This is a genomic window from Flindersiella endophytica (genome assembly GCF_054779015.1).
Genome location: NZ_BAAGYY010000027.1, coordinates 15,147 through 40,690 on the forward strand (window position 1 = coordinate 15,147; position 25,544 = coordinate 40,690).

Genomic DNA, 25,544 nt, shown 5'->3' on the forward strand with positions numbered 1-25,544 from the left:
TTCCCGGCCACCATCTGGGGCATGGCGACTCTGTGTGCAATACGTTCGTGGACAGTGAACGTCATACGTTTGGCTGACCCATCGCCGCTGCCGCGACGTCTAGGCTGCAGACGTGCCTGATCAGCCAAAACAGCCGCAGACCGGCGACCTGCTCTGGATCGCGCCGCTGGTCGTCCTGACCTTCCTGGTAGCCCTGGCCGAGCAGGACAGCAGCATCTTCGGTATCTATGCCCTCGCGATCTATTTCGTGGGGTCGGCCGCCCTGCTCGTCCCGTTGCTCTGGCGCAGCCGGCACCCCATCGAAGTCTTCGTGGCCGTCGCGGTGGCCTCCGCGTTCCAGGTGGTCATCGGGTTGCCGCCGGTGCCCGCCGATCTCGCGATCGTGGTCGCGATGTACGCCGTGGTCCGGCGCTGCTCGTTCCAGTGGGCGGTGGTGGCAGGGGTGGTCACGGAACTGGGCGTGATCGTCAGCGCGATGACCTGGCAGCTGCCGGAGCGCGTTCTCAACGTATTCCCGTTCTTCAGCTCAGCGCAGTTCTCGCCTCCCACAACGATCGCGACCACGGTGGCGGTGATGCTGGCGGTAGGCACGGTGTGGTTCGCCGGCTTCTACGGTGCGGCTCGCAGCCGGCACGCGGGCGAGCAGCAGGCGCATGCCGTACGCGAGCGAGACCAGCGCGCGCAGATCACGGTCGCGAACGAACGGGCGCAGATCGCCCGCGAGCTACACGATGTCGTCGCCCACAACGTGAGCGTGATGGTGGTGCACGCCGAGGGCGGCCGGCAGGCGCTCGACCATGATCCGGAGCTGACCCGGCAGGCGCTGGACACGATCTGGACCACCGGCAAGCAGGCGCTGGCCGAGATGCGGCGCATCGTCGGCGTCCTCCGCGACGGCGACGACGCGGGCGCGGTCTACGCGCCCCAGCCCGGCATCGAGCAGATTCCCGAACTGGTCGAGCAGGTCCGGTCGTCCGGGCCCGAAGTGAGCCTGACGACGGAGGGCGAGCCGGGGCAGCTGCCGCCGGGCTTGCAGCTCGTGATCTACCGTGTCGTGCAGGAGTCGCTGACGAACGTACTCAAGCACGCCGGCGCGGGAGCGAAAGCCACCGTCCGGCTGGTCTACGGGGAGAACGCCATCATGATCGACATCGCCGACGACGGAGCGGGGCGTTCGCGACCCGCGACCGACCCTGACCTCAGCGCCGCTGGTGCGGTTACGACGGGTGCGTCGGGAGTCCCGGGGGTTCCAGGGCACGGGCTGGTCGGCATGCGGGAACGCGTCGCAGCGTTCGGTGGGCAGCTCGACGCCAAGTCGCACCCCGCGGGCGGGTTCCTCGTCCACGCCTGGCTGCCGGTCCACGCGAGGACGGCGCTGTGACGATCAGGATCATGCTGGTCGACGACCAGGAACTCATCCGTACCGGCTTCAAGATGGTGCTCAGCGCCCAGCCCGACATCGAGGTCGTCGCCGAAGCCAGCAACGGGCATCAGGCCGTCCAGCAGGTCAAGCAGACCAACCTCGACGTCGTCCTGATGGACGTCCGCATGCCCGGCATGGACGGCGTCGCCGCCACCCGCGAGATCTGCCGCCAGCGCCGGGACGCCACGCCGAAGGTTCTGATCCTCACGACGTTCGACCTCGACGAGTATGCCTTCGCGGCGTTGAAGGCCGGGGCGTCCGGCTTCTTGTTGAAAGAGGCATCGGCGGCCGAACTCGTCGGGGCTATTCGCGCTGTCCACTCCGGAGACGCCGTGGTGGCGCCGAGCACGACGCGGCGGTTGATCGACCGGTTCACCAGCTATCTGCCTGACACCGGCGTTGCTTCGGCTGCTGACGGGTTGGAGCAGTTGACTTCGCGGGAGCGGGAGGTGTTGCTCTTGCTCGCTGGTGGGTTGTCGAATGCTGAGATCGCGCAGCAGCTCGTGTTGTCGGAGGCGACGGTCAAGACACATCTTGGGCGGGTGCTGGCCAAGCTTGGGTTGCGGGACCGGGTGCAGGCTGTTGTCTATGCGTACGAGAACGGGCTGGTTGGGCGGTAGGCCTTGGGGGTTGCCGAGCTAGATGGCCAGCTGTGGCGCGGTGGTGTGGGGGGCGTTCGCTGGGTAGTGCTGCCAGGCTTTGGTCAGTCGGCGGACGGCTTCGGTCAGTACGGTTGGGGGTGCGATGAAGTGGATGCGTAGGAAGTCTTGGCTGCTGCCGCCGGCGTCGAGGCCGGCGCCTGGGAGGACGGCGACGCCGTGTCGTAGGGCGGCTTGGGCGAATGCCGAGGCGTTGCCGTGAGGTAGGCGAATCCACAGGGTTTGGCCGCCGTTTACTGCTGATGCGTGCCAGTCGGGGAGGTGGCGGGTCAGTTCGGTGCGCAGGTGGTTGTGGCGGGCCTGCCGTTGCGGGGCCTGGCGTTGTGCGAGTGCTTCAAGCTGTGGCAGCAGGGCGGTGGCGGCCAGTTGTGCGGGGACGTTTCCGCCGAGGTCGTGCACTGAACGGAGTCTTGCGAGGCGGGTGATGGTTGGCAGGTCGGCGCGGACCCAGCCGATGCGCAGGCCGCCCCAGGCGATTTTGCTGAGTGAGCCGATCGAGACCACGGTGGCCGAATGGGCGACCAGTGGTGGGGGTGGCTGCGCGCCGGGGAAGCCGAGGTCGATCAGGGCCTCGTCCTCGATCAGGGTGACGCCGGCTGCCTCGGCGTCGCGGGCCAGGTGTTGGCGGTCGAGGGCGGGTAGCACGGCACCGGTCGGGTTGTGGAAGCTGGGGATCACGTAGGCGAGCCGGGGCTGGTGTTGGGCGGCCGCTGAACGGAAGCCAGCCAGGCCGACGGGGAGTGTGCGGAGCACGGCACCCTCGTCGCGGAGGGATTCGAGGGCGCCGGGGTAGGTGGGTGCTTCGACCAGGACCCGGTCGCCGGGTGCGACGAACGCACGGGCAAGCAATGACAGGGCCTGCTGGCCTCCTGTGGTGACCAGGATCTGCTCCGCCGTTGTGGGGATGCCCCGGCGGGTGTAGCGGTCGGCGATCGCCTGGCGCAGCTCGAGGTGTCCGAGTGGGTGGTAGCCGATGTCGCCGGTGATCGCCGCGAGCTCGGGAAGGGTCCGTGCGTACGCCTCGACCAGTTCGGGCGGCGGCGAGTCCGGTGCCGCGCAGGCCAGCAGGATCACGTCGTCGCGGGGTTCGAGCAGGTGCAGGAACACCGGTGCGTCGGTGGTGCTGTGCGGCTCCGGCACGGCCGGGCCGGCGACGCGGGTGCCACTGCCCTGGCGGCGTACGATCCGGCCTTCCACGGCCAGCAGATCGTAGGCGGTCACGACCGTGCTGCGCCCGACGGCGAGTGTGGTGGCCAGCACGCGGTCGGGTGGCAACCGCTCGCCTGGTACGAGCTCGGTGTCGTCGATCAACGCGCGGAGCCGCGAAGCCAGCAGGACGTACAGCGGACCTCGCCCGGACGACCAGCGGCCCAGTCGATGCGAAAGCTCGATTGGATCCATCGGCAAACCAATCTACGCGGAATTGGCTCTGGGCCAAGCCGTTCCTGGCCGTGACGATGAGCGGCATGAATGTGGGTTTCATCGGTCTGGGCGTGATGGGTCAGCCCATGGCGCTCAACCTGGCACGCGCCGGCGTTCCGTTGCTGGTCTGGAACCGGACGCCGGGCAGGAGCGAGCCGCTGCGGGCGGCAGGCGCTCAGGTGGCGGCCGGTCCGGCCGAGCTGTTCCGGCGTACCCGCGTGGTGTTCCTGATGTTGTCCGACGGTCCGGCGATCGACAGCGTGCTCGGCCGTGGCACGCCCGACTTCGACCAGCGGGTGGGGGGCCACCTGATCGTGCACCTCGGCACCACGTCGCCGGAGTATTCTCACCGGCTCGAGGCCGGCATCCGTTCCGCCGGTGGGGACTACGTCGAGGCGCCTGTCTCCGGCTCCCGCAAGCCCGCCGAGGCCGCGCAACTGGTGGCGATGCTGGCCGGCGAGCCGGGCGCGGTCGAGGAGGCACGCCCGCTGATCCAGCCGATGTGCGCTGAGTCGGTCGCCTGCGGGCCGGTGCCCAACGCGCTGCTGATGAAGCTGTCGGTCAACCTGTTCCTGATCACGATGGTCACCGGGCTGGCCGAGGCCGCGCACTTCGCGGAACGGCACGGGCTCGACCTGCGGCAGTTCGCCGGCATACTGGACGCCGGCCCGATGGCCAGCAGTGTGTCCCGCGGCAAGGCGGCCAAGCTGCTGGCCGGGGACTTCGAGGTACAGGCCTCGATCTCCAACGTGCTGTACAACAACCAGGTGATCGCCGCGGCCGCGCGATCGGCCGGTATCGCCTCGCCGTTGCTCGATGCCTGTCACGCGCTGTTCGGCGAGACCGAAGCCTTGGGGCTCGGCGACACCGATATGGTCGCGGTGATCCGGGCGATCGAGCGACGCACCGGGGCGGTCACCGGAAGATGACCGGCGTCGCGCTGCTCAGCGTGCCGGTGTTCGGCGTCGTGGCGTTGGGCTGGGTGGCCAGGCGGACCGGGCTGGTGACCGCACAGGCACTGGACGCCCTCGGACGGTACGCGTTCCAGTTCGCCCTGCCGGCGTTGGTGTTCCGGCTGATCTCGGCGCAGCCGCTGGACGCGTCGTTCGATCCGGTCTTCTACGCCGGCTATCTCGGCGCCGGAGCACTGGTCTTCGCCGGCGGGTTCGCCGCCGCCCGCAGGCTTGCCCGCTCGCCCACGCCCGTGGCCGGTGCGTGCGCGGCGACGGCGACCGTCGGCAACCTCGGGTTTCTCGGCCCTCCTTTGATGCTGGCCTACTTCGGCGACCGCGGCGCCGGACCGTTGGCGATGGCCGTGCTGGCCGAGGTGATGGTGCTGCTGTCGATCGCGGCGGCGACGATGAGCGGCTCGCCGGGTGCCCGGGGCGGAGCCGGCCGGCTGCTGGTCCGCGTCACGGCCTCGAACCCGATCGTCGTGGCGATCGCCGGCGGCGCCGGTGTCGCGGCCACCGGGAGCGCCGTTCCGGGTCCGCTGGACGGATTCCTCGGCCTGCTCGGAGCATCGGCTGCCCCGACCGCGCTGTTCGCGCTGGGTGGCTCGCTGGCCGGGCGGCGGCTCGGAAGCCGAGCCAGGCTTGCCGTCGCCGGTCTCACGGTGACGAAGCTCGTGGTCTATCCCTTGCTGGTGTGGTGCGTGCTGGGGCACCTGCTGGTGATCGACGCCCCCTGGGTGCGAGCCGGCGTGGTGCTGGCCTCGCTGCCGCCGGCCGGCAGTACGTACGTCCTCGCCCAGCGGTTCGCGGCCGAGGTGCCGGCCGTACCGGCGGCGATCACCATGTCCACCCTGCTCAGCGCCGTGACCGTACCGGCGACGGCCTGGCTGGTGCTGCGCTGATCGCAGGCATGGAGCTCTGACCAGTTCGCGTTGTGAGTCATGACACTTGACCGAATAATCATTAGCGTCTAGTGTCAGTTCCATGCAAGCAATCGTCATCACTGGAGCCTCGACCGGCATCGGGCGGGCGTGTGCGCTTGCCCTGGATGCTCTTGGATTCGACGTGTTCGCCGGCATCCGCCGCGAGCAGGATGGAGAGGCCCTGCGGCAGGCGGGGTCGGAGCGCTTGACTCCCGTCCACCTCGATGTGACGCAGGCGGAGTCCATCGCCGCCGTCCGTGCCCTGGTGGAGGAGCGGCTGGACGACGGCGGCAGGTTCGCCGGCCTGGTCAACAACGCCGGCACCACAGTGCCGTGCCCGGTCGAGTTCCTTCCGCTGGAGGAGTTCCGCCGTCAGCTCGAGGTCAACCTGGTCGGTCACCTGGCGGTGACCCAGGCGTTCCTGCCGTTGCTCTTCCGCGATCGGGGCCGGATCGTCAACGTCAGCTCCGCCGGCGGCAAGGTCGGCCCACCGTTGATGGCCACCTACGCGGCCGCCAAGCACGGCCTGGAAGGTCTGAGCGACTCGCTGCGCATCGAGTTGGGCTGGTCCGGAGTGCACGTGTCGGTGATCGAGCCCGGCGCGATCGCCACGCCGATGGGCGGCAAGCTCATCCGGGACACCGAGACCTGGCTCAGCGGGCTGCCGGCAGCGGGCCGCGAGAAGTACGGCGCGGCGCTGCAGGCGATGGCGACCGGAGTGTCCGGATCGGCTGCCAAGGGCTCGGATCCAGACGTGGTGGCCCGCGCGGTGGTGCACGCCCTGACCAGCCGGCGCCCCCGAAGCCGCTACCCCGTGGGATCCGGAGCCAAGCCGATGATCTTCATGCGCCGCATCCTGCCCGACCGCTGGATGGATCGCATGCTTGTCAGCGCCCTCGGGCTCACCAAGCAATAAGGAGAGGACTCATGCGGGACGTGGTCGAACGGTTCTTCGACGGACTCACTGCCCGGAACTCCGCGATGGTCGCCGCGACACTGCACGAAGCAGCGGTGATGTACCTACCGTTCGGCGCGAATCCCGCGACGACGCCTCCGCACGGGCCAGTCGAGCGTCTGGAGGGTCAGGCGGAGGTGATGGCCTACTTCGACGGCATGATCGGCGCGATCACCTGCTATACGAACCCTGCCATCTTCCTCCAAGCCTTCCCGGAGCTCGCCGCGGAGAAGTTCGGAGTGGCCCTGAACACCCTAGGATGACGGGATGCCGATCGACCAGGCGATCGTGGACGCGGCGATAGCCGAGGCCGAACACAGCGGGCAGCCCATCGCCGACCTCTCGCTGGATCGGATCGCACGGCGGGCCGGTGTTTCGCGTTCGACGATGTTCCGCAGGATCCGCAGCCGCCATGCGCTCGAGGTGGCGGTGCGCGCGGCCGGCGTGGACCCCGGCCGCCGGCCGAGCGTACGGGATCGGGCGGTCGTCGCCGCGGCAGAGCTCATCGCGGAAGCGGGCATCGCCGCGTTCACCATCGAAGAGGTCGCCCGCCGCGCCCAATGCGCGATGACCTCGGTACACGCACAGTTCGGCGGCCGCGAAGGGTTGCTGGCCGCGGTCTTCGAGCGCTCGACACCGCTGCCGGTCGTGGAGCAGGTGCTGGCCGACGGGCGCCCCTTCCCCTCGTTCGAGAACGGCGTACGAGCCGTCTACGCCGCTGTCTTCGACGCCCTCGCCGACGACAGCGGCGTCGTCGAGGCGTTGTGCGCGGAGGTTCTTGCCAATCCGGGCGGCCTGGTGATGCGGTTCACCGGCGAACAGACCGTGCCGCGGATCGTGGGAGTCGTCGGTGGCTGGTTGACCTCCGAAATCGATGCCGGGCGATGCCGCGACCTCCCGCTCCCACTGCTGTTGCCACAACTGATCGCGCCGGTCGGCGTGCACATGTTCGTACGTAGGCGCCTGATCGACGCGGGAGTCGCCGTGCCCGACCGGGACACCGTCATCGAAACGATGACCAACGCATTCTGCGGCGCGGTCGGCATCGCGTAGCTGACCAAGCGAGCGGCATCAGAACAGCGGTAGCCTGGGCTCGTTGCCGGCCCGTCGACGGCAGGCAACGGCGGGGAGGGAGGGGTGTCGCCTTGCAGCTCAGGCCGGGTCACGGGCTCGACACGGCTCCACCGGCCGTGCGGGCAGCAGCGGCCGAGCACAACCTGGGCCACACGTTCCGGGTCTACGACGCGGCCCCCGCACGGCGCCGGGGTCCGGCGTGGGTCACGATCGGGGCCCTGGTGTACGTCGCCGCCTTCACGGCCGGCCTGGCGTATCTCCTCACCATCGGTGCCGGTGCCTCCGGCCTCATCCCCCTGATCGTTCTCTTCGCCCTGCTCCTTCTCTTCGCCGCGATCCGGCTGGTCGCCAAGGCCGTGCGGGCCGGCAGGTCGATCGGGGCCATCATGCCGGCCGGCAGCCGCGTGTACCTGTTCGACTTCGGGCTCGTGCACAGCGGGCTCACGCGCAGCGGACGCGACCGAACGCAGGCATTCCGCTGGACCGAACTGTCGGTCTTCCGCCAGTTCCATCCGATCAACTCGATCAGTACGACCGACCCCGCGCATCACACCTACACCGTGAAGCGCCCGGGCGGCGCGACCATCGCGCTCGACCACTCGTACTGGCAGGTCGCCGACATCCAGGAGCTGGGAGGAGCGATCGTCGACCGGGTCCGCGCGACCCAGGTCCCCCGTGCGCTCGCAGCCGTCAGGGCCGGCCGGGGCGTCCGGTTCGGCGAGTTCACCGTCAACGACCGCGGACTTCGGTACACACGAAGCAGGCTGGCCCGCTGGGACCGGATCGAGAGCGTCTACGTCATGGGGGACGAACTCGTCGTGCGGATGAATCGCAGCTTCTTCGGCGTCGACAATGTGGCTAGATACCCCGCATGGTTCATCCCGAACGACTTCGTTCTGGCGGCCGTCGCGGAAACGCTGACAGACCAGCTGCCAGCGTAGGAACTCTGGAACCTACGCTCTTGCCATGGCCGACGACCCAACCCCGGAGCCCTGGGCCCGCGAACACCTGCCGGCCCTCCCACCCACCGGCATCCAGTACGACACCCCGACCGCCGGCCTCGATCCCTTCGACCTCACCGAGCCGAGCACCCAGTGGTTCGTCGAAGCCCGCGGCTTCGGCCGCGGCTGGGTCGCCGCCGGCATGAGCTCGCCCGAGGTCGGCCAGCTGTACGACGACATCCCGATGGGCTACAGGTACCTCGCCATCGTCGAGAAGCTCGCGATCGTCTCCGGCGGCCTGCTGCAGCGCGAGTGGGCACCGACCGACGAGCCGGCCAAGCTCGGCTACGACCACCTCGAGCCCTACCGCGTCTACTACCAGTCCCGCCATCCGATCAGCCCGTACGATCAGTCGCGGTGGTACGAAAAGGCGCACACCGCCGACGACCCCGCGGGCCTGCCCTGGATGAACGAGCCGCTGTCGTTCGGTGCCCCGACGTATGCTTCGGCGTTGCTCCGAACTCTCGAGCACCCAGCCCACACCGACTCGGCGTTCCTGGTGGGACGCGTACTCCGACACGAAAGCTGGCATTGACATGGCGCTCGACGAGCAGGCGCTCGCCTACCGGCAGGCCTACCACGACCAGGTCCGCGGCCGGAAGCCCGCGGATCCCGGCGAGAGTACGGTCGTCGAGGAGGTCGGGCCGGTCGTCCGCGTGCACGGCGCCGGCCAGGCGTTTCTCACCTACCGCGACCTCGGCGGCCTCGACGGCGAGGCGCTCGACGCCTTCATCGCCGAGCAGTACACCTTCTTCACCTCGCTCGGGGTACGGGCGGAGTGGAAGTACTACGACTACGACGAGCCCGCCGACCTCGCCGACCGCCTGGCCAAGGCCGGCTTCCAGGCCGAGGAGGTCGAGGCGATCCTCGTCGGCGAGGCGTCCAAGCAGGCCGTGGACGTACGACTGCCCGACGGCGTGACGATCCGCGAGGTGGCCGAACCCGCCGACTTCGAGCGGATCGTCGCGTTCCAGGACGTCATCTGGGGCGAGGACCACAGCTGGCTGCTCAAGCGCCTGGAGAGCTCGATCGTCAACGTCGTCGCCGAAAGCGCCGACGGCGAAGTCGTCAGCGCGGCCTGGCTGCGCGGCACGCCCGGCACCGAGTTCGCCGGCTTGTGGGGCGGCTCGACGCTGGAGCAGTGGCGCGGCAAGGGCATCTACCGCGCGCTGGTCGCGTACCGCGCCAAGGTCGCGGTCGACCGCGGCTACCGCTACCTCCACGTCGACGCCTCCCCCGACAGCGCACCGATCCTGCGCAGGCTCGGCCTGGTCCAGATCGCCAGCTCGATCCCCTACGTCGTCACCCCTGGCTAGGGGGCGGCGGCCGTACATTTACGCCTAGTACCGTGCTGGAGAACACTGCGGAGAAAGGCGTTACACGATGTCAGCACAGCCCGGGCCGAGCGTGACCGACGTCCTCAAGATCTGGGAGACGCCGGACTTCACCGGTGCCAACCGCTTGCCCGGCCGGGCGACGCTGCTCCCGTACCCCACCACCGAGGCAGCCCACCTCGACGAGAACCCGAGGCAGCTCGATCTCAACGGTGACTGGGCTTTCCAGGCCTACAGCCGTCCGGAGGACATGCCCGCCGAGGCCGTCGGCCCGCTGACCTACGACGGCGGCTGGGATCGGGTCGCCGTGCCCGGCAACTTCACCATGCAGGGGTTCGGCAACCCGCAGTACACCAACGTCAAGATGCCCTTTACGCCGAACGACCCGCCGCACGTTCCGGAGACCAACCCCACCGGCCTCTACCGCACGCGCTTCACGCTCCCCGGCGACTGGGAGGACAGGCGCGTCGTCCTCCACGTCGGCGCCGCGACGTCAGTGAGCACGATCTGGGTCAACGGAACCCCGGTCGGCATCGGCAAGGACTCGCGGCTGCCGAGCGAGTACGACATCACCAGCGCGCTCGAGCCCGGCGACAACCTGCTGGCCATCCAGGTGATCCAGTGGTCGGACGCCAGCTACATCGAGGACCAGGACCAGTGGTGGCAGGCCGGCATCAACCGCTCGGTCTACCTCTACGCCACCGGCCCGGTCTACCTCGCCGACGTCGCCGCGACCGCGGGGTACGACCACAAGACCGGCGCCGGCACGCTCGCTGTCGAAGCCGACATCAAGGGCGAGGCGTCCGGCTGGACGACCACCGCGACGCTGTACGACTCCGACGGCCAGACCGTGCTCACCGAAACACTGTCCGGGCCGACGACCGGCTCGCCGCAGCGCCTGACCACGCAGCTGCCGGAGGTGCACCCCTGGTCGGCCGAGGTGCCCACGCTCTACACGCTGGTCGTGAGCCTGCGCGATCCCGACGGCAACGAGGTCGAAGCCACCCGCACCCGGGTCGGCTTCCGCACGGTGGAGATCCGCGACCGGCAGCTGCTCGTCAACGGCAAGGCCGTCTACTTCCACGGCGTCAACCGGCACGAGCACCACGAGACCCGCGGCAGCGCCGTCCCGCGCGACCTGATGCGCAAGGACGTGCAGGTGCTGAAAGCGTTCAACGTCAACGCAGTCCGGACCTCGCACTACCCGCCCGACCCGTACTTCCTCGATCTCTGCGACGAGTACGGCCTCTACGTCATCGACGAGGCCAACATCGAGTCGCACGCCAACTACACCACGCTGTGCGACGACCCGCGCTACCAAGCCGCGTTCGTCGATCGGGTGAGCCGGATGGTGCTGCGCGACCGCAACCATCCGAGCATCATCGCGTGGTCGCTCGGCAACGAGTCGGGCTACGGCGCCAACCACGACGCCGCCGCCGGCTGGGTGCGGCGCGTCGACCCGAGCCGGATCCTGCACTACGAAGGCGCGATCAGCGGCCACCAGTGGGAGGGCGGCCACCCCTCGACCGACCTGGTCTGCCCGATGTACCCGTCGATCGACTCGATCGTCGAGTGGGCGAAGACCACGACCGACTGGCGCCCGCTCATCATGTGCGAGTACGCCCACGCGATGGGCAACTCCTGCGGCAACCTCGCCGACTACTGGGAGGCGATCGAGTCGCACCACGGCCTGCAGGGCGGCTTCATCTGGGAGATGCTCGACCACGGCATTCGCAAGGAGACGCCGGACGGACGCACGTATTGGGGCTATGGCGGCGACTTCGGCGAGGAGATCCACGACGGCAACTTCGTCTGCGACGGACTGTTCTGGCCCGACCGTACGCCGCACACCGCGATGTGGGAGGCCAAGCGGATCTTCCAGCCGTTCGACGCCGTGCTCGAGGGCGACGTCCTGCGCGTGGTCAACAAGTACGACTTCCGCGACCTGTCCCACCTGCGCGTGACGGCGGAGGTCGCCGTCGACGGCCGGGTGATCGAGACCACCACGCTGCCGCAGCTCTCCACGCCGGCGGGCGAGTCGAGCCTGCTGCCGCGGCCGTGGAGCCGGCCGCTGCTCGGCCCGGGCGAGGAGGCGCACGTGACGTTGCGGTTCGTCGACCCGAGCGACCAGCCGCTGATCGGCGCCGGGCACGAGGTGGGCTGGGTGCAGCTCGCGCTTGGTGCCGGCCCGCGTCCGGCCGTCTCCGTCCGCGAGATCTCCGAGACGCTGCAGGCCTCCGAGTCGGGCGACACGTGGACGATCGGCAACTCCCGGGTCGAGGTCTCGGTCAACCAGGACGACGGCGCGCTGACCGCCTGGAAGGTCGATGGCGTCGACCTGCTCGCGGCCGGGCCGGTGCCGACCGTCTGGCGCGCGCCCACCGACAACGACGGCATCCGGATGTCCGACGACACCTGGCACACCTCCAACCAGGCCTACTTCCGCTGGAAGGCCGCCGGCCTGGACCGGCTGGTCGCCGAGCCGCAGACCGACTCGGTACGCACGGAGTCGGCCAACGTGGTCGTGGTCTCGCGGATGGTGCGCTACGTCGCCGAGGGCAGGAAGCTGGGCCTCACCCACACCGAGCGCTTGTCGGTGTACGCCGACGGCGTGATCGCGGCCGACCACGCGTTCGAGATCGACGAGGGCCTGACCGACCTGGCGCGGGTGGGGGTGGTCGCGCGGGTCCCGGCCGGCTTCGAGCAGCTGGAGTGGTTCGGACGCGGGCCGCACGAGAGCTACATCGACCGCAAGCTGGGCGCTCCGGTGGGCCGTTGGCGTTCGACCGTCACCGACCAGTACGTGCCCTACATCCTGCCGCAGGAGCACGGCAACCACACCGACGTACGCTGGCTCGCCCTCCGCCGTGAAGACGGTGCCGGCCTGCTGGTCAGCGCCGAGGACGTGGTCGAGGCGAAGGCCTCGCACTACTCCGACAAGGCGCTGGGCTCGGCCTGGCACACCGTGGACCTGACGCCGGACGACGTGACGTACCTCGCGATCGACGCACGCCAGCGCGGCCTCGGCGGCGCGAGCTGCGGGCCAGACACGCTCGAGCGCTATCGACTGCCGTCCGGCACGACGTACCGCCTGCGCTACCGGCTGATCCCCCTGCGCCCGGGCGACGACCCCGGTCTCGTCCACCGCAGCTGAGCACAACCGGACAAAGCCGCGGTCCCCGCCGGACGACTCCGTCCACAGGTGGGTACCGCGGCTTCTCCGGTTTGTGGCACTCTTGGTGGCCAGTGACCAAGGGGGTTTTGAGGCATGGCATCCGCAGCACTGGTCGTCCTTCTCGTCGTGCTTGTCGTCATCGTGCTCGCACTCGTCGTGGCCGTCGTGCTACTGATGGCGAGGCGCGGCCGCGAAAGCGTTTCGCCGAGCGCTCCGCAGCCGGCTGCCGGGCCGAAGGATCCGTTCGCCTCGGTCGGCGAGACGGCCGGCGACCCGCGGGCGTTGAAGGCCGGCGACATGGTCGAATACCTCGGCCGGCAGTACTTCGTGCGCGGCTCGTTGCGCCTGCGCGAGGGCGGCTTCACCTGGAGCGAGCACATTCTCGACGCCGACACCGACGGGCAGAAGACCTGGATTTCCGTCGAGGAGGACCCCGACCTCGAGGTCGTCTGGTGGAGCGAGCGAGACGCCGACGACCTGCTGCCCGACCGGAAGTCCCTCACGTTCGAGGGCGTCGAGTATCGCCGCACCGAACACAGCACGGCCGACTACCGCAGCGAGGGCACCACCGGCGTCGCGCCTTCCGGACGGGTCGAGTACGTCGACTACGAAGCCTCCGGCAACCGCTATCTCGCGTTCGAGCGGTTCCTCGGCGAGGGTGGCGGCGGCAGCTGGGAAGCCAGCACGGGCGAACGCGTTCCCAACGGTGCGCTCACGATCTATCCCGGAAGCTGACGGCATGCTCGTAACGATCGGCACGCCGTACGTCGACACGACGGCGAACGCGCTGGGGTTCGTGCTCGGTGGCGACGCGTTGCATCCGCTGGCCGTCCGCACGGTCCGGCTGGCCGGCATCGAGGTCGAGCTCAGGCTGCTCGGCGCGTCGCACCAGGTCTTCGCCGGCGCGATCCGGGAGACCGTCGCCTGCCTGCCCGACGTCACCGGTCCGCTGCCGCGGACGCACGGGCAGGCGATCGAGGGCTGGTCGTACCGCTTCACCGCCGAGGTCTCCCGGCCGGCGCCACGCGAGTTCAGCCAGCAGGTGAAGCTGCTGCGAGAGCGGTTCGCCGACCTGCCCAACGCGCTCGGCGGCGTCTTCCCCGGTTCGCCGGAAGCCATGACCGTGCTGTCGGCCGACGTGTTGCCCGCTGGCGACGGCTCTCGGGTCACCTGGTCCACCTGGCACACCTATCCGCAGACGGCGGAGATCGTCATGACACAGACCGTTCTGGAGCCGGCATGAAACCGCACCTCGTCGGCGGCGGAATCCTCGCCGGCATCGGCGCCCTGGTGCTCGTGCTGGTGCTCACCAGCTGGCCGAGCTCGCCGCGTTCGTACCTTCGGTCCCACTACTCCCCGATCGGCGCCGCGGCCGGCACCCACGCCGTCTACCAGTCGGCCAAGGCGCCGACGCTGGTCGCCAACGAGATCTCGAAGGCGCACAAGCCCTCCGACCAGGCGTTCGACCCGGCCGGTGTGTTCCTGCGCTACTCCGACGACATGGTGGCGATCACGCCGTCCGGCACCGGCAGCCGGATCGAGATCAATGACTCCCAACGCGGATACGCCGCCTGGTACCCCTTCATCGGCGGCCGCTGGGGCGGTCCGGGCGGGCGCAGCACACTGTTTCGTGGCGGCGGTCCAGGGAGTGGCAAATGAGCGAGGGCGGGTCCAAGACCGCAGTCTGGCTCGTCGTCGCCGCCGTGATCGGCGGGGGCTTCCTGCTCAGCCAGTGCGACGGCTCGAGTGACAGCTACGACGCGTCGAGCAGCTCAGGCACCTACTCCGGCACCAGCTTCTCCTCCGACCCGCCAGTGCTGACCCGGACCGAGGCGCAGGCGCTGTCCGACCGGTTGGCGGCAGCGTACGAAGCGCAGCAGATCTGTTACGGCTGGCGGTTCGACGATGCCGAGACCGGATCCAACTTCGGGCCTGGCAGCCCGGTGTCGGACCACCGGGACTGTTCGAAGTCCGTCGAGCTCGTCGTCGACTACAGCTACGACTCCGTCGAGGAGGAGTTCACGTCGGTGACGTACGACATCCAGCCCACGGGTGGCGTCACACTCGGCAAGTCCGACCTGACCAACGCCGGTATCGACGCCGACGAGCTGCTGGACGAGCCGAACGTCGCGGTCTCCAACGCCGTCGGCCTGCTCCCGGTCCTCGTAGCGGAGAAGGGCCAGGCGCCCGCCGTGCCCGTGCCGGAAGGACAGCAGAACACCGGCGGCAACACCGTGGAGCGCACGTTCGACGTGCAGTGGCTGTGGCTCGTGCTGGCGATCATCCTGCTCGGCGGTGGGCTGGTGTGGGTGATCGTCGGGCTGATCCGCGGCCGCAGGAAGTCGCGGGAGGAGCAGGAGGAGCTGGAGGAGCTGCTGGGCCAGCCGCCGCAGCAGCCTGAATCGCCACCCCGTCCTCAACAGACTCAACAACCCCCACAGGGCAACGACCAAGGGACCGACCAAGGAATGGGCTCGCAATGATCGACATCCTGCAGGAGGCCGGCATCGGGCTGGCGTACGGCGTCGTCGGTATCGCGTTGATGGGGCTGGGGTTCGTCCTGGTCGACCTGCTCACGCCGGGCAAGCTCAGCAAGCTGATCTGGACCGACCGTAACGTCGGCGCGGCCGCGGTGCTCGGCGCGCAGCTGCTCGGCGTCGGCCTGATCGTGGCGACCGCGATCCTGTCCAGCGAAGGCGGGTTCGGCACCGGCCTGGCGAGCACGCTGATCTACGGGCTGATCGGCATCCTGCTGATGGGCCTGGCGTTCCTCGTCATCGACCTCGTGACACCCGGGAAGCTCGGCGACACGGTCGTGGAGACACAGACGCACCCAGCAGCATGGGTCGTCGCGGCGGCCTACCTCTCGATCGCGGGGATCGTGGCCGCGGCCATCTCGTAGTCGTACCGCCTCGTGAAGCTTTCCCTGCCTCCGCGCCTGGCCAGGTTCCTCGTCCTGCTGGCGGTCTTCGTCTGCGCGGCTTGCGGTCTGGTGTACGAGCTGGCGCTGATGGCGCTCGGCAGCTACCTCATCGGCAACTCCGTCACGCAGGCCGCGATCGTCTTGTCGGTCATGGTGTTCGCGATGGGCGTCGGCTCGATCGCCGCCAAACGCCTGCAGCGGCGGGCGATCGCGTCGTTCGCGATGGTCGAGGGCATGCTGGCGCTGATCGGCGGGCTGTCGGTGCTCGCGCTGTACGCCGCGTTCGCCTGGCTCGACCTCTACACCGTGCCGCTGATCGTCATCGCGTTCGTCATCGGCGTGCTGATCGGGTCGGAGATCCCGCTGCTGATGACGCTGCTGCAGGGCATCCGCAAGCAGGATCCGGGGCACGCGGTCGCCGACATGTTCGCGGCCGACTACGTCGGCGCGCTGATCGGCGGGCTGGCGTTTCCCTTTCTGCTGTTGCCTGTTTTCGGCCAGATCAAGGGCGCGCTGGTGGTGGGCGTGGTCAACGCCGTGGCCGGCATCGCGGTGGTGCTGTGGCTGTTCCGGCGGCAGCTGCGGCGGCTGGTGCGGGTCGGGCTGTGGACGGGCATGGCCGTCGTACTCCTCGTCCTCGGCGTGGCGTACGTCCTGGCCGACAGCATGGAGCTCACGGCCCGGCAGGCGCTGTACGACGACCCGATCGTGCACGCCGAACGTACGCCGTACCAGGAGATCGTGGTCACCCGCTCGGTGTCGTTGAGCGGCCGGTCGGACGTTCGGCTTTTCCTGCAAGGGGATCTGCAGTTCTCGTCGGTCGACGAGTACCGCTATCACGAGTCGCTGGTGCATCCGGCGATGACCGGGCGGCATCGCAACGTGCTGATCCTCGGCGGCGGCGACGGGCTGGCCCTGCGCGAGGTGCTGCGCTATCCGGACGTGTCGAACGTGACGCTGGTGGAGCTGGACCCGGCGATGATCCGGCTGGCGCGGACGTACCAGCCGGTTGCCTCGTTGAACGACGGAGCGTTCGCGGATCCGCGGGTGTCGGTGGTCGACGCCGACGCGTTCAGCTGGCTGCGGAAGGCGCAGTCGCGGTACGACGTCGTGATCGTCGACATGCCCGACCCGGATGACGTGGCGACGGCGAAGCTCTACTCCGTCGAGTTCTACACGCTGGTACGCAACGTGCTGGCGCCAGGTGCGCGAACGGTGGTGCAGGCCGGGTCGCCGTACTTCGCGCCGAAGTCGTACTGGTGTGTCGAGCGCTCGATGCGAGAGGCGGGGTTCGGCACGACGGCTTACCACGTGGACGTTCCGAGCTTCGGTGACTGGGGGTTCGTGCTCGCATCTGCTTCCGGTCCCCCGCCCCAGCTGTCGCTGGCCGGCGACGTACCCCGGCTGCGTTTTCTCGACCGGTCGGTGCTCGCGGCCGCGACCGCGTTCGGGCGGGACCGGCAGCGAGTGGACGTTCAGCCGTCGACGCTGATCCGGCCGCGCATCCTGGACTACGAGAACGGCGAATGGCGGAACTACTGATGGCAGTTGCTGAGGGTGTGCCGACGATCGTCTTCGCCAGCGGCAAGGGCGGCGTCGGCAAGAGCACGGTGACGCTGAACGTCGCCGTGGCGCTGGCCGCCGCCGGCGTCCGGGTCGGCCTGGTCGACGCCGACGTCTACGGTCCGGACATTCCGGCGATGCTCGGCCTCACCCGGCGGCAGGAAGCCCGCTCGATCACGTTGTGGCAGGCGGACCAGCCGGACGTCGAGCCGGTCGAGCGCGACGGCGTGAAGATCATGTCGCCGCAGTTCCTCGTGTCGGAAGACCAGGCGCTCGACTGGTCGTCGCCGCTGGTGCAACTGCTGCTGCGCCGGCTGGTCGTCGACGTGGCCTGGGGCGACGTCGACGTGCTGCTGGTGGACGTCCCGCCGGGCACCGGCGACCTGCAACAGGACATCTTCGGCCTGCTGCCGGGAGCCCGGGCCGTGGTGATCGTGACACCGCAGTACGCCGCCCACCTGGACGCGCGCAAGCTGGTCTCGATGCTCCGCCGCCGTTCGATCTCGATCCTCGGCGGCGTCGAGAACATGACCGGGCTGGCCTGCCCGTCGTGCGGGCACCGGCTGCACCTGTTCGAGGAAGTACCCGACGAGTACTCCATCTGGGGCCAGGGCCTCGGCCGCCTGGCCGCGATCCCGTTCCAGCCCATGGACGGCCAGGGCTCGAGCCGGGTGCCGCTGGTGGAAGCAGCACCTGGCTCGGAGACGGCGACCGCGCTCACCGGCCTGGCCGACCGGATCAAGTCGATCCTGCTCTGACGCCGTTAAGGGGTCGGCTCGGCTCAGGGGTGCAGGGTGGGCCGGTAGATGAGCTCCTGCGTGCGGCCATCGAGCGTCCGGGTCTCGATCAGCTCGAGGTCGAAGTCGGCCGCGCCCTGGAAGACCGGCTCCGTGCCGGTCTGGCCGGTCATCACGGGGAAGACCGTCACCTGGACGCGATCGACCAGGCCGGCGGCCATCAGCGCGCGGTTCATCGACAGGCTGCCGTGTGACCGCAACGGCACGTCGGACTCCTCCTTCAACCGCGCGACGACCTCGACGGCATCGCCGCTCGCGACGGTCGCGTCCGGCCAGTCGAGCGGGCCCCGCAGCGTGGTCGACACCACCGTGGCCGGCAGGTTCACCATCCGGGTGACCCACGGGTCACGGACCTCGGACTCCTCGGTGCTCGAGGCCAGCATCTGCGCGAACGCCCGGTACGTGTTGGCTCCGAACACCATCCGCTGCTCGTGCTCGTACAGGGCGAAGCGGTGGTCGAGCAGTTCGGGGCCCTGCTTGCCCCAGTATCCGGTCCAGTCGCCGGAGGCGGTGCCGAAGCCGTCGAGGCTCGAGAAGACGTCGAAGGTGTAGGTAACGGTCATGCTGCGCTCCTGAAGGACGGTTGATCCGTGTGCAGGCATAGACCCGATACCACTGCGAAACTCATCGCTAACCGCGCCGGACCGGGCTGGTCCGCTCGGCGGTGACCATGACCGTTGTGTACGGCATGGTGAAGCTGCCGCCGATCGTGTCGATGGCGGCGCCGACGTCGTTGGCGATCTCGGTGAGCTTGTCGCCGGGAAGCCGGGTGAAGGCGCCGGACGTCGGCAGCTGGTCGAGCCATTCCTCGCGGGTGTAGGCGCGTTCCCAGTCGTACCGCCACTGCTCCGGCTCGGCGAACCCGCCTTGTTCCCTGATCCCGTCCGCTGTCTTGTCGAGGAACGGCTGGTAGATGTCCAGCATGTTCGCCATGCCGCCGAAGTTGAACGGCGAGTCCGGGAGCACGCGCAGGCAGGCGGCGACGAGGGCCTCCGCCACCTTCGGCGGGAGCTGCCACGTGTGCCAGAACGCCGCGAACACCCCCGCGGGCCGCAGCACCGAGGCCACCTTGGCCGCGCCCGCCTTCGGGTCGATCCAGTGCCAGGCGGTGGCAGCGATCACCGCGTCGAACTGCCGGCCCGCCGGCTCCCAGGCCTCGATGTTCGACACCTCGACCTCGAGACCCCGTTCGCGGGCGAACTCCGCCATCCGGGCGTCGGGCTCGACGCCGAGCACGGTGCAGCCGGCCGCCTGGAGCTGCCTGGCCGCGATGCCGGTGCCGCATCCGACGTCGAGCACGTTCCGGCCCGGGGCGGCGGCGACGATCTGCTCGATCAGCGCGGTGGGGTACGGCTGCCGGGTGCGGTCGTAGCGTTCGGCGTCCACGCCGAACGACTCCGCCGCCTGCCGCAGCCGGTGCGGCTGGGTCTCGGGCGTTTCCGGTGTCTTCGCTGGTTTCGAGGGTAGAGTGGGCATGTGCCCACTTTAATGGGCGCATGCCCACTCTGGCAAGGTTGGGCTGGACGAGGGAAGCCGAAGGGAGCAGTGCGGTGGCGCCGACCGGCATTGCGATCCGCGATGTCCGCCAGCAGCTGTTCGAGGCTGCCGAACGCGTCCTGCTCCGCGCCGGACCGAGCGGCCTGACCAGCCGGGCCGTCACCGACGAGGCCGGCGTCGCGAAAGGCGTGCTGCACCGGCACTTCGACGACTTCGACGCGTTCCTCGCCGAGTTCGTACGCGACCGGATCTACTGGATGGACGCGCAGGCGGCGGCTCTCAGCGCGATCGCCGGCACCGGCACCGTCGCCGGCAATCTCGCCGACGCGCTGACGACGGTGTTCAGCTCGTCGGTCACGACCGCGATCGTGCCGCTGGTGACGTTTCGCGACGAGCTCCGCGCCCGCCTGCGGGAGACCTGGCCGACCGGCATCCCGATCCTCAAGGAAGCAGCGACGATGGTCGCCTTCTACCTCGACGCCGAACGCCAGCTCGAGCGCGTCCGCGCCGATGCCGACGTCGACACGCTCGCCCGTACGCTCATCGGCGCCGCGCACCTGCTGTTCGCCGACCGCACCGGCGACCCGCCCGAACCCGCGGCCGTGGAGAAGATGGTCGCCGCCGTCATCGGCGGCGTCGTGGTCACGTCCAGGTGATCGCCAGCCGGCAGGAGTGCTTGCCGAGGAGGTACTTGCCGGCCAGCGCCTCGTCGTGGGCGTTCGGCGGGTGCACCTCGACCCGCAGCCGCGACGTGTCCGGCTTGCCGTAGGCATCCCAGTCGCGCAACGACCGCGCCATCCGCGCCGCCAGCTCGCCGGCCCGGCTGCCGTAGCCCTCGACGTCCAGGCGATAACGCTCGCGCCCGTTTCGCCCGGACCCGACGCCTCCGCCATGGCGGACGGCCAGCGCCAGGCTGTCGTCTCGTACCAGCGCCATGCCCGCTCGCCCGTCGCCGAACAGGTCCATCGGCGGGTCGATCAGACCCGCCCCGATCGCGGCCGCCGACGCGGTGAGCCAGCACGCGTCGGGCTCGGTCAGCGCCACCCACAGGCACTGGCTGGCCGACAGCAGGTCGGCCGTCGCCGTCACGTCGGTCTCGACCAGCACGGGATCGCCGCGCAACGAGGCATAGAGCCCCGCGGCATCGACGGACCGGCCGTCGTCGACGGAGATCGTGAGCTCGGCGTCCGGGCCGAGGCGCACAAGCCTTCCAGGGCTGGCGAACTCGCCCTGCATCGCCATGAAACCGCAGTCGACGATCGAACGGCTGCTCCAGCAACCGCCGGAGTATTCGAACGCGATCGACCGCTGCGGGCCGCGAAGTCCCAACGGGACAACGAGCCTGCCGCCCGAGCTCAGTTGCGCGAACCACGCCGCCGGTAGGTCCCACGCGCCGACGGTCACGATCACGCGGTCGTACGGCGCGTCCGGCGCGTAGCCCAGCCCGCCGTCGCCGCACACCACGTGGACGTTGTCGAAACCCAATGAGACAAGGGCATCGCGCGCCCGTTCGGTGACGTCCGACGCGATGTCGACGGTCGTGACCGTGCCCGACGGGCCGACCAGCTGCGACAACAACGCGGCGTTGTAGCCCGTGCCGGCGCCGATCTCCAGCACCCGTTGGCCTGGAGCCACGTCGAGCTGCTGGAGCATGTGCGCGACGATCGCCGGCTGGGATGCGGAACTGACCGGTACTCCGTCGGCCCATTTGGTGACGACAGGCTGGTCGGCGTAGGCCTGCTCGGGTGTGGACTCGGGCAGGAACGCGTGCCGGGGCACGGATCGCAGTGCGGCGTCCACCGATGGACTGATCATCAGCCCACGCCGCCGGAGGTCGTCGATCATGGAAGCCCGAAGCCGCTCCGACGAGTCCGACATAGCAGGCAGTCTCGCACAGTGGAACGGGAGTGCAACCAAAACCAAGTAGACGTCGTCATGCGAAGAGAGGGTAAAATTAGACGCTACGGGGAGGTGGAACGATGACCGGACGATTCAATTGGCCCTTGGTCCTGGGCGCGTTCGCCGTGATTAGCGTGCTGGCGGTCGCGGGGTACATCTCGTACCTTTTTTCGCCGCACGCCTTCTGAGGCAGGCGTCCACCAGGGTTCAGCCGAAGGCTTGGCCCAGGCCGCGATATGTCGGTGCCGAGCCGGCGAGCTCTTCAACGTCGACCAGCTGGACCTGGTTGACGTGTTCGCACAACTCGCCGGCTTTGGCGTGTCTGAACCACACGCGATCGCCGATCCGCAACCGTCCGGCCGGCTCGCCGAGCAGCGGTGTCTGCACTTCGCCGGCGGCTTCCAGCTGCGTCAGCTTGAGTCCAGCGGGGAGGTACGGCACCGGGAGCCGGTTCCGCCCAGGCGGTCCGGACGCGATCCAGCCGCCCATTCCCAGCGTCACCACATCCGGCCCTGGACGGCGTACGACCGACAGCGCGAACAACGCCGCCGGGCGTGGCGTGAAGTCGTTGTAGTGGTCGAACAGGCCTGGCCCGTAAAGCCCCGAACCCGCGGTCAGCTCGGTCACGCCGAAGCCCGCGGCGCTCACCTCGAGGCTGCCGGTGCCGCCGGCGTTGACCAGCTCGAGCGGCGCGAGCTCCTGCAGGGCGTGGACGATCGCCCGCCGGCGGTCGTCGATGTCGCGGGCCGAGCGGCGTTTCATCAGCGTGATCGCCGGGCCGCTGTCGATCTGGCCCGCGATCTGCGCCTCGTACGTCATCATGCCGGCGAGCCGGAAGCCCGGCCGCGCCACGATCTCCCGGCCCAGCGCGAGCGCGTCGTCTGCGGTGCGTACCGGTGATCTCCGCGCGCCGGCGATCGCGCCCAGCGGACGCCAGGAGGTGTCGATGTCGACGCAGACGCGGATCTCCGGACGACCGGCGGCCGGGCCGCAGACCGCGTCGATCAGATCCAGGTGCGCCACGTCGTCGACCATCAGCGCGATCGCGGCCGTACCGGCCTCGGAGGCGGCCAGTGCCCGCAGCGCCGCCCGGTCGACAGTCGGATAGGCCACCACGAGGTCGTCGAAGCCCTGACCGGTGAGCCAGAGCGCCTCGGCGAGCGAGTAGGCCAGCAGGCCCTGGAAGCCCGGCCGGTCGACGACCCGACGGATGAGGTCGGGCACGCGTACCGACTTGGTGGCCACCCGGATCGGCAGCCCGCCCGCGCGCCGTTCCAGATCGGCGGCGTTGGCGTCGAACGCCTCCAGGTCCACGATCGCGAACGGCGGGTCGAGGTCGGCGGTCGCCTGGTTGTAGCGGCCGTACAGATCAGACGACGTCATGGTCAAGAGCATGACGCACGAGTGCCCGGAAAGGCATGCTGTACCCGTGAATGCTGCGAAGTGGCGCAACTGGGCGGGCACGGCCTCGGCCTCGCCGCGGCGCGTGGAGCTCCCCTACGACAGCGACGAGGTCAGCGAGCTCGTCGCGGGCGCGGTCCGGGAGGGCCTGCGGGTGAAGGCCGTCGGCTCGGGGCACTCGTTCACGCCGATCGCCGTCACCGACGGCGTCCTGCTGCGGCTCGACAACCTGACCGGGCTCCACCACGTCGACGCCGAGGCGGGGCTGGTGACGTTCGGTGCGGGCACGCCGTTGCACGAGGTCAACCGCCTGCTCGACGGCGCCGGCCTCGCGATGCGCAACCTCGGCGACATCGACCGCCAGACGCTGGCCGGGGCGATCTCCACGGGCACCCACGGCACCGGTCTGACGTTCGGCGGTCTGGCGACCCAGGTCTCGGCGCTGCAGCTCGTCACGGCCGACGGCACGCAGGTCTACTGCTCGGAGTCCGAACGCCCGGACCTGTTCGCCGCGGCCCGGCTCGGTCTCGGCGCGATCGGTGTCCTGACGGCCGTGACGTTGCGCTGCGAGCCCGCTTTCGCGCTGCGGGCGGTCGAAGGGCCGATGCCGTTGCCCGACGTTCTCGCCGGGCTGGACGAGCTGGTGGAGGGCAACGAGCACTTCGAGTTCTACTGGTTTCCGTACACCGACCGCACGTCGACCAAGCAGAACAACCGCGTGCCTGGCGGGACCCCGCTGCGCCCGGTCGGGCGAATCAGCGGCTGGATCGACGACGAGCTGCTCAGCAACGGCGTGTTCGGCGCCGTCAACCGCCTGTTGGCGATCGCGCCGAAGCTGGCGCCGGTGGCGAATCGGGTGGCGTCCCGGGCGCTCAGCGCACGCGAGTTCGTCGACCGTTCGCATCGGGTCTTCGTGTCGCCGCGCCGGGTCGTGTTCCGCGAGATGGAGTACGCCATCCCGCGCGCGGCCCTGCCCGACGTGCTGAAGGAGATCGAGGACTGGATCGACCACAGCAGCGAGCGAATCGCGTTCCCGATCGAGGTCCGCTTCGCCGCCGCCGACGACCTGTGGCTGTCGACCGCGCACGGCCGCGAGTCGGCGTACGTCGCCGTGCACCAGTACGAGAAGCTGCCGTACGAGCCGTACTTCGAGGCGGTCGAGCAGATCGCCTCCGCTGTGGGCGGCAGGCCGCACTGGGGCAAGCTCCACCACCGCACGGCCGACGACCTCCGCGAGCTCTACCCCCGTTTCGGCGACTTCCTCCGCGTCCGCGACGAGACCGACCCGAGCCGCGTGTTCTCCAACGCCTACCTCGACCGCGTACTCGGCTGAGCGCCGGCGTCAGTAGGCGACCCGGAAGATGTCGGTCCGGTCGTTGTCGTCTCCGGGTGTGATCTCCGGAGAGTCCGACGACATGATCAGGACATTTCCCGTACCAGTGAGGGTGGGATCCATGCAGCTCCCCTTCGGGCAGGTGAGCACGCGTCGGAGCCGCCCGGTCGACGTGCTGTAGACGAAGGCGTCGGCGGTCGCCGGCTCGTCGGGCTCGACCAGGTTGGTCGCCATGGAGTCGAACGACACGAGCCGTCCACTGTCCGACATCCCGGTGGCGTAAGTGCGTTCGTCCCCGTCGGTCACCCGCGTCGTGGAGCCGGTGGCGAGGTCCCAGGTGAACAGGTCCCAGAAGCCTGGATGCCGATCTGGTTCAGGGGTCAGGTCGGTGGCGAGTGAGGAGAACGCGAGCCGGCTGCCGTCGTCGGAGATCCGCAGGTACGACGAGTCGGCGTTGCCGCGGGTCACCCGGCGGGTGTGGCCGGTCCGCCGATCCCAGAGGAGGACGTCCGTCCTGGCGGCCGTACCTTCGCCGAACACGCCGAGCAGCGCGATCCGCCGACCGCTGCCGGCGATCGTGGGGTTGGCCGTCTCGATGCCTGCCGGGCCCACCGCGCTGATCCGCTGCTCGTTCGCCGACCAGACGAAGCTGTGCCAGCCGGGTCCGGCCGGCTCGCGCGTGAGGTTCGTGGCGCTCGACATGAACGCGACGACAGCACCATCGTCGGTGATCGACCGGGCGAGGGAGTCGCCGTTCCCACGGGTCAGCTGCACAGAGCGGGTCGTCGCCAGGTCGCGCCGGAACACCTGAAGGTGCCCACTCGCCTGGTCCCGGCTGGTGTAGGTGACGAACCGGCCGTTACCCGACAGCGCGCCGAGGTCGTAGATCCGCGGGCCGACCGTCACCGATCCGCCCCGGTCGCCGGCCTGCCAGACGCCGAGCCGGGGGCGTCCGGCCGGGTCCTGCGCGATGTAGGCGATCACCCGGCCGTCGTCGGAGACCTCGGGGCTGTGGGACTCCCCGTCGCCGTCGGTGAGCCGGGTGATGGTCGGGCGGCCGGCTCCAGTCTCCGGCAGGGCAGGCCAGGGCCGCGACGCTTCGGCGGCAGGTGTGAGAACGGTCATCGCCGTAAGAACGGCAAGTGCTGTGACGAGAGATCTGCTCATGCCGCCTACGTGTCCGCCTCCAGGCGAAGTGTGTCGCACCGACAC

26 protein-coding genes are annotated in these 25,544 nt (G+C 69.6%); 20 read left to right on the forward strand and 6 right to left on the reverse strand.

The window, feature by feature from the left end:
* Positions 1 to 112: 112 nt before the first annotated feature.
* Together ACYVF6_RS32355 and ACYVF6_RS32360 are read left to right on the forward strand one after the other, a co-directional pair.
* Positions 113 to 1,381 (forward strand): sensor histidine kinase, encoded by a 1,269-nt coding sequence (locus ACYVF6_RS32355; protein ID WP_460526645.1) that lies wholly within the window; start codon positions 113 to 115, stop codon positions 1,379 to 1,381.
* Positions 1,378 to 2,043 carry a response regulator transcription factor gene (locus ACYVF6_RS32360; protein WP_460526647.1) on the forward strand — a complete coding sequence of 222 codons (666 nt, stop codon included), beginning with the start codon at positions 1,378 to 1,380 and terminating at the stop codon, positions 2,041 to 2,043. The genes ACYVF6_RS32355 and ACYVF6_RS32360 overlap by 4 nt, the downstream gene beginning before the upstream one ends.
* An 18-nt stretch (positions 2,044 to 2,061) precedes the next feature.
* Here the strand turns inward: ACYVF6_RS32360 and ACYVF6_RS32365 are convergent, their stop codons facing one another.
* The gene (locus ACYVF6_RS32365; RefSeq protein ID WP_460526649.1) at positions 2,062 to 3,483 is read right to left on the reverse strand and encodes an aminotransferase-like domain-containing protein; all 1,422 of its coding nucleotides are present in this window, start codon (positions 3,481 to 3,483) and stop codon (positions 2,062 to 2,064) included.
* On the opposite strand from ACYVF6_RS32365, the gene ACYVF6_RS32370 reads away from it, so the two are divergent.
* The 16 genes from ACYVF6_RS32370 to ACYVF6_RS32445 all read left to right on the forward strand — a co-directional run bounded on the left by ACYVF6_RS32370 (position 3,474) and on the right by ACYVF6_RS32445 (position 18,163).
* Complete coding sequence (locus ACYVF6_RS32370; protein WP_460526651.1) at positions 3,474 to 4,433, forward strand: NAD(P)-dependent oxidoreductase; 960 nt, start codon at positions 3,474 to 3,476, stop codon at positions 4,431 to 4,433. The genes ACYVF6_RS32365 and ACYVF6_RS32370 overlap by 10 nt on opposite strands.
* Positions 4,430 to 5,359 carry an AEC family transporter gene (locus ACYVF6_RS32375; protein WP_460526653.1) on the forward strand — a complete coding sequence of 310 codons (930 nt, stop codon included), beginning with the start codon at positions 4,430 to 4,432 and terminating at the stop codon, positions 5,357 to 5,359. Before ACYVF6_RS32370 ends, ACYVF6_RS32375 begins: the two co-directional genes overlap by 4 nt.
* Before the next feature lie 82 nt (positions 5,360 to 5,441).
* The gene (locus ACYVF6_RS32380) at positions 5,442 to 6,296 is read left to right on the forward strand and encodes an SDR family NAD(P)-dependent oxidoreductase (protein ID WP_460526655.1); all 855 of its coding nucleotides are present in this window, start codon (positions 5,442 to 5,444) and stop codon (positions 6,294 to 6,296) included.
* Positions 6,297 to 6,307: 11 nt separating this feature from the next.
* Positions 6,308 to 6,598 carry a nuclear transport factor 2-like protein gene (locus ACYVF6_RS32385; RefSeq protein WP_460526657.1) on the forward strand — a complete coding sequence of 97 codons (291 nt, stop codon included), beginning with the start codon at positions 6,308 to 6,310 and terminating at the stop codon, positions 6,596 to 6,598.
* Positions 6,599 to 6,602: 4 nt separating this feature from the next.
* Entirely contained in the window at positions 6,603 to 7,388 is a 786-nt protein-coding gene (locus tag ACYVF6_RS32390; RefSeq protein WP_460526659.1) for a TetR family transcriptional regulator, read from the forward strand.
* 92 nt (positions 7,389 to 7,480) lie between these two features.
* The gene (locus ACYVF6_RS32395; protein WP_460526661.1) at positions 7,481 to 8,350 is read left to right on the forward strand and encodes a DUF6585 family protein; all 870 of its coding nucleotides are present in this window, start codon (positions 7,481 to 7,483) and stop codon (positions 8,348 to 8,350) included.
* A gap of 25 nt (positions 8,351 to 8,375) precedes the next feature.
* Positions 8,376 to 8,945: a hypothetical protein gene (locus tag ACYVF6_RS32400; RefSeq protein WP_460526664.1), complete on the forward strand. Its 570-nt coding sequence runs from the start codon at positions 8,376 to 8,378 to the stop codon at positions 8,943 to 8,945.
* Position 8,946: 1 nt separating this feature from the next.
* Positions 8,947 to 9,726: a GNAT family N-acetyltransferase gene (locus tag ACYVF6_RS32405; RefSeq protein ID WP_460526666.1), complete on the forward strand. Its 780-nt coding sequence runs from the start codon at positions 8,947 to 8,949 to the stop codon at positions 9,724 to 9,726.
* Positions 9,727 to 9,793: 67 nt separating this feature from the next.
* Positions 9,794 to 12,898: a glycoside hydrolase family 2 TIM barrel-domain containing protein gene (locus tag ACYVF6_RS32410; protein WP_460526668.1), complete on the forward strand. Its 3,105-nt coding sequence runs from the start codon at positions 9,794 to 9,796 to the stop codon at positions 12,896 to 12,898.
* A 114-nt stretch (positions 12,899 to 13,012) separates the two neighbouring features.
* Positions 13,013 to 13,654, forward strand: a complete 642-nt coding sequence (locus ACYVF6_RS32415; protein WP_460526670.1) for a DUF4178 domain-containing protein — start codon at positions 13,013 to 13,015, stop codon at positions 13,652 to 13,654.
* 4 nt (positions 13,655 to 13,658) lie between these two features.
* Positions 13,659 to 14,162, forward strand: coding sequence for a DUF2617 family protein (locus ACYVF6_RS32420; protein ID WP_460526672.1), 504 nt, complete (start codon positions 13,659 to 13,661; stop codon positions 14,160 to 14,162).
* Positions 14,159 to 14,578 (forward strand): DUF4247 domain-containing protein, encoded by a 420-nt coding sequence (locus ACYVF6_RS32425; protein WP_460526674.1) that lies wholly within the window; start codon positions 14,159 to 14,161, stop codon positions 14,576 to 14,578. Before ACYVF6_RS32420 ends, ACYVF6_RS32425 begins: the two co-directional genes overlap by 4 nt.
* Positions 14,575 to 15,402 carry a hypothetical protein gene (locus tag ACYVF6_RS32430; protein ID WP_460526675.1) on the forward strand — a complete coding sequence of 276 codons (828 nt, stop codon included), beginning with the start codon at positions 14,575 to 14,577 and terminating at the stop codon, positions 15,400 to 15,402. Before ACYVF6_RS32425 ends, ACYVF6_RS32430 begins: the two co-directional genes overlap by 4 nt.
* On the forward strand, positions 15,399 to 15,821 hold the full coding sequence (locus tag ACYVF6_RS32435) for a DUF350 domain-containing protein (protein ID WP_460526677.1): 423 nt from the start codon (positions 15,399 to 15,401) through the stop codon (positions 15,819 to 15,821). The genes ACYVF6_RS32430 and ACYVF6_RS32435 overlap by 4 nt, the downstream gene beginning before the upstream one ends.
* Positions 15,822 to 15,833: 12 nt before the next feature.
* Positions 15,834 to 17,384 carry a spermidine synthase gene (locus tag ACYVF6_RS32440; RefSeq protein ID WP_460526679.1) on the forward strand — a complete coding sequence of 517 codons (1,551 nt, stop codon included), beginning with the start codon at positions 15,834 to 15,836 and terminating at the stop codon, positions 17,382 to 17,384.
* A complete protein-coding gene (locus ACYVF6_RS32445) occupies positions 17,384 to 18,163 on the forward strand; it encodes a P-loop NTPase (protein ID WP_460526681.1) in 780 nt (259 codons plus the stop codon). Before ACYVF6_RS32440 ends, ACYVF6_RS32445 begins: the two co-directional genes overlap by 1 nt.
* Before the next feature lie 23 nt (positions 18,164 to 18,186).
* On the opposite strand, the gene ACYVF6_RS32450 is transcribed toward ACYVF6_RS32445, so the two are convergent.
* Both ACYVF6_RS32450 and ACYVF6_RS32455 read right to left on the reverse strand, forming a co-directional pair.
* Positions 18,187 to 18,765, reverse strand: coding sequence for a dihydrofolate reductase family protein (locus ACYVF6_RS32450; protein WP_460526683.1), 579 nt, complete (start codon positions 18,763 to 18,765; stop codon positions 18,187 to 18,189).
* A gap of 67 nt (positions 18,766 to 18,832) precedes the next feature.
* Positions 18,833 to 19,678, reverse strand: coding sequence for a class I SAM-dependent methyltransferase (locus tag ACYVF6_RS32455; protein ID WP_460526685.1), 846 nt, complete (start codon positions 19,676 to 19,678; stop codon positions 18,833 to 18,835).
* 20 nt (positions 19,679 to 19,698) lie between these two features.
* Here ACYVF6_RS32455 and ACYVF6_RS32460 point away from each other — a divergent pair, with 20 nt between their 5' ends.
* Complete coding sequence (locus ACYVF6_RS32460) at positions 19,699 to 20,355, forward strand: TetR/AcrR family transcriptional regulator (RefSeq protein WP_460526687.1); 657 nt, start codon at positions 19,699 to 19,701, stop codon at positions 20,353 to 20,355.
* On the opposite strand, the gene fxlM is transcribed toward ACYVF6_RS32460, so the two are convergent.
* Together fxlM and ACYVF6_RS32470 are read right to left on the reverse strand one after the other, a co-directional pair.
* The gene (fxlM, locus tag ACYVF6_RS32465; RefSeq protein WP_460526689.1) at positions 20,342 to 21,577 is read right to left on the reverse strand and encodes a methyltransferase, FxLD system; all 1,236 of its coding nucleotides are present in this window, start codon (positions 21,575 to 21,577) and stop codon (positions 20,342 to 20,344) included. The two genes, ACYVF6_RS32460 and fxlM, sit on opposite strands and share 14 nt — an antisense overlap.
* A 228-nt stretch (positions 21,578 to 21,805) precedes the next feature.
* Positions 21,806 to 22,981 carry an amino acid deaminase/aldolase gene (locus ACYVF6_RS32470; RefSeq protein WP_460526691.1) on the reverse strand — a complete coding sequence of 392 codons (1,176 nt, stop codon included), beginning with the start codon at positions 22,979 to 22,981 and terminating at the stop codon, positions 21,806 to 21,808.
* 46 nt (positions 22,982 to 23,027) lie between these two features.
* On the opposite strand from ACYVF6_RS32470, the gene ACYVF6_RS32475 reads away from it, so the two are divergent.
* Entirely contained in the window at positions 23,028 to 24,332 is a 1,305-nt protein-coding gene (locus ACYVF6_RS32475) for a D-arabinono-1,4-lactone oxidase (RefSeq protein ID WP_460526693.1), read from the forward strand.
* 9 nt (positions 24,333 to 24,341) lie between these two features.
* Here ACYVF6_RS32475 and ACYVF6_RS32480 read toward each other — a convergent pair whose 3' ends face one another.
* Entirely contained in the window at positions 24,342 to 25,499 is a 1,158-nt protein-coding gene (locus ACYVF6_RS32480; RefSeq protein ID WP_460526695.1) for a TolB family protein, read from the reverse strand.
* Between the last annotated feature and the right edge of the window lie 45 nt (positions 25,500 to 25,544).

What these genes read in the sequence shown, in the direction of transcription:
- ACYVF6_RS32415 (WP_460526670.1), top strand. Translation starts at nt 13,013, where the DNA reads ATGGCATCCGCAGCACTGGTCGTCCTTCTCGTCGTGCTTGTCGTCATC.
- ACYVF6_RS32425 (WP_460526674.1), top strand. Translation starts at nt 14,159, where the DNA reads ATGAAACCGCACCTCGTCGGCGGCGGAATCCTCGCCGGCATCGGCGCC.
- ACYVF6_RS32460 (WP_460526687.1), top strand. Translation starts at nt 19,699, where the DNA reads ATGCCCACTCTGGCAAGGTTGGGCTGGACGAGGGAAGCCGAAGGGAGC.
- ACYVF6_RS32390 (WP_460526659.1), top strand. Translation starts at nt 6,603, where the DNA reads ATGCCGATCGACCAGGCGATCGTGGACGCGGCGATAGCCGAGGCCGAA.
- ACYVF6_RS32375 (WP_460526653.1), top strand. Translation starts at nt 4,430, where the DNA reads ATGACCGGCGTCGCGCTGCTCAGCGTGCCGGTGTTCGGCGTCGTGGCG.
- ACYVF6_RS32480 (WP_460526695.1), bottom strand. Translation starts at nt 25,499, where the DNA reads ATGAGCAGATCTCTCGTCACAGCACTTGCCGTTCTTACGGCGATGACC.
- ACYVF6_RS32450 (WP_460526683.1), bottom strand. Translation starts at nt 18,765, where the DNA reads ATGACCGTTACCTACACCTTCGACGTCTTCTCGAGCCTCGACGGCTTC.
- ACYVF6_RS32365 (WP_460526649.1), bottom strand. Translation starts at nt 3,483, where the DNA reads ATGGATCCAATCGAGCTTTCGCATCGACTGGGCCGCTGGTCGTCCGGG.
- ACYVF6_RS32405 (WP_460526666.1), top strand. Translation starts at nt 8,947, where the DNA reads ATGGCGCTCGACGAGCAGGCGCTCGCCTACCGGCAGGCCTACCACGAC.
- ACYVF6_RS32410 (WP_460526668.1), top strand. Translation starts at nt 9,794, where the DNA reads ATGTCAGCACAGCCCGGGCCGAGCGTGACCGACGTCCTCAAGATCTGG.
- ACYVF6_RS32385 (WP_460526657.1), top strand. Translation starts at nt 6,308, where the DNA reads ATGCGGGACGTGGTCGAACGGTTCTTCGACGGACTCACTGCCCGGAAC.
- ACYVF6_RS32380 (WP_460526655.1), top strand. Translation starts at nt 5,442, where the DNA reads ATGCAAGCAATCGTCATCACTGGAGCCTCGACCGGCATCGGGCGGGCG.
- ACYVF6_RS32435 (WP_460526677.1), top strand. Translation starts at nt 15,399, where the DNA reads ATGATCGACATCCTGCAGGAGGCCGGCATCGGGCTGGCGTACGGCGTC.
- ACYVF6_RS32430 (WP_460526675.1), top strand. Translation starts at nt 14,575, where the DNA reads ATGAGCGAGGGCGGGTCCAAGACCGCAGTCTGGCTCGTCGTCGCCGCC.
- ACYVF6_RS32445 (WP_460526681.1), top strand. Translation starts at nt 17,384, where the DNA reads ATGGCAGTTGCTGAGGGTGTGCCGACGATCGTCTTCGCCAGCGGCAAG.
- fxlM (WP_460526689.1), bottom strand. Translation starts at nt 21,577, where the DNA reads ATGTCGGACTCGTCGGAGCGGCTTCGGGCTTCCATGATCGACGACCTC.
- ACYVF6_RS32420 (WP_460526672.1), top strand. Translation starts at nt 13,659, where the DNA reads ATGCTCGTAACGATCGGCACGCCGTACGTCGACACGACGGCGAACGCG.
- ACYVF6_RS32400 (WP_460526664.1), top strand. Translation starts at nt 8,376, where the DNA reads ATGGCCGACGACCCAACCCCGGAGCCCTGGGCCCGCGAACACCTGCCG.
- ACYVF6_RS32470 (WP_460526691.1), bottom strand. Translation starts at nt 22,981, where the DNA reads ATGACGTCGTCTGATCTGTACGGCCGCTACAACCAGGCGACCGCCGAC.
- ACYVF6_RS32455 (WP_460526685.1), bottom strand. Translation starts at nt 19,678, where the DNA reads ATGCCCACTCTACCCTCGAAACCAGCGAAGACACCGGAAACGCCCGAG.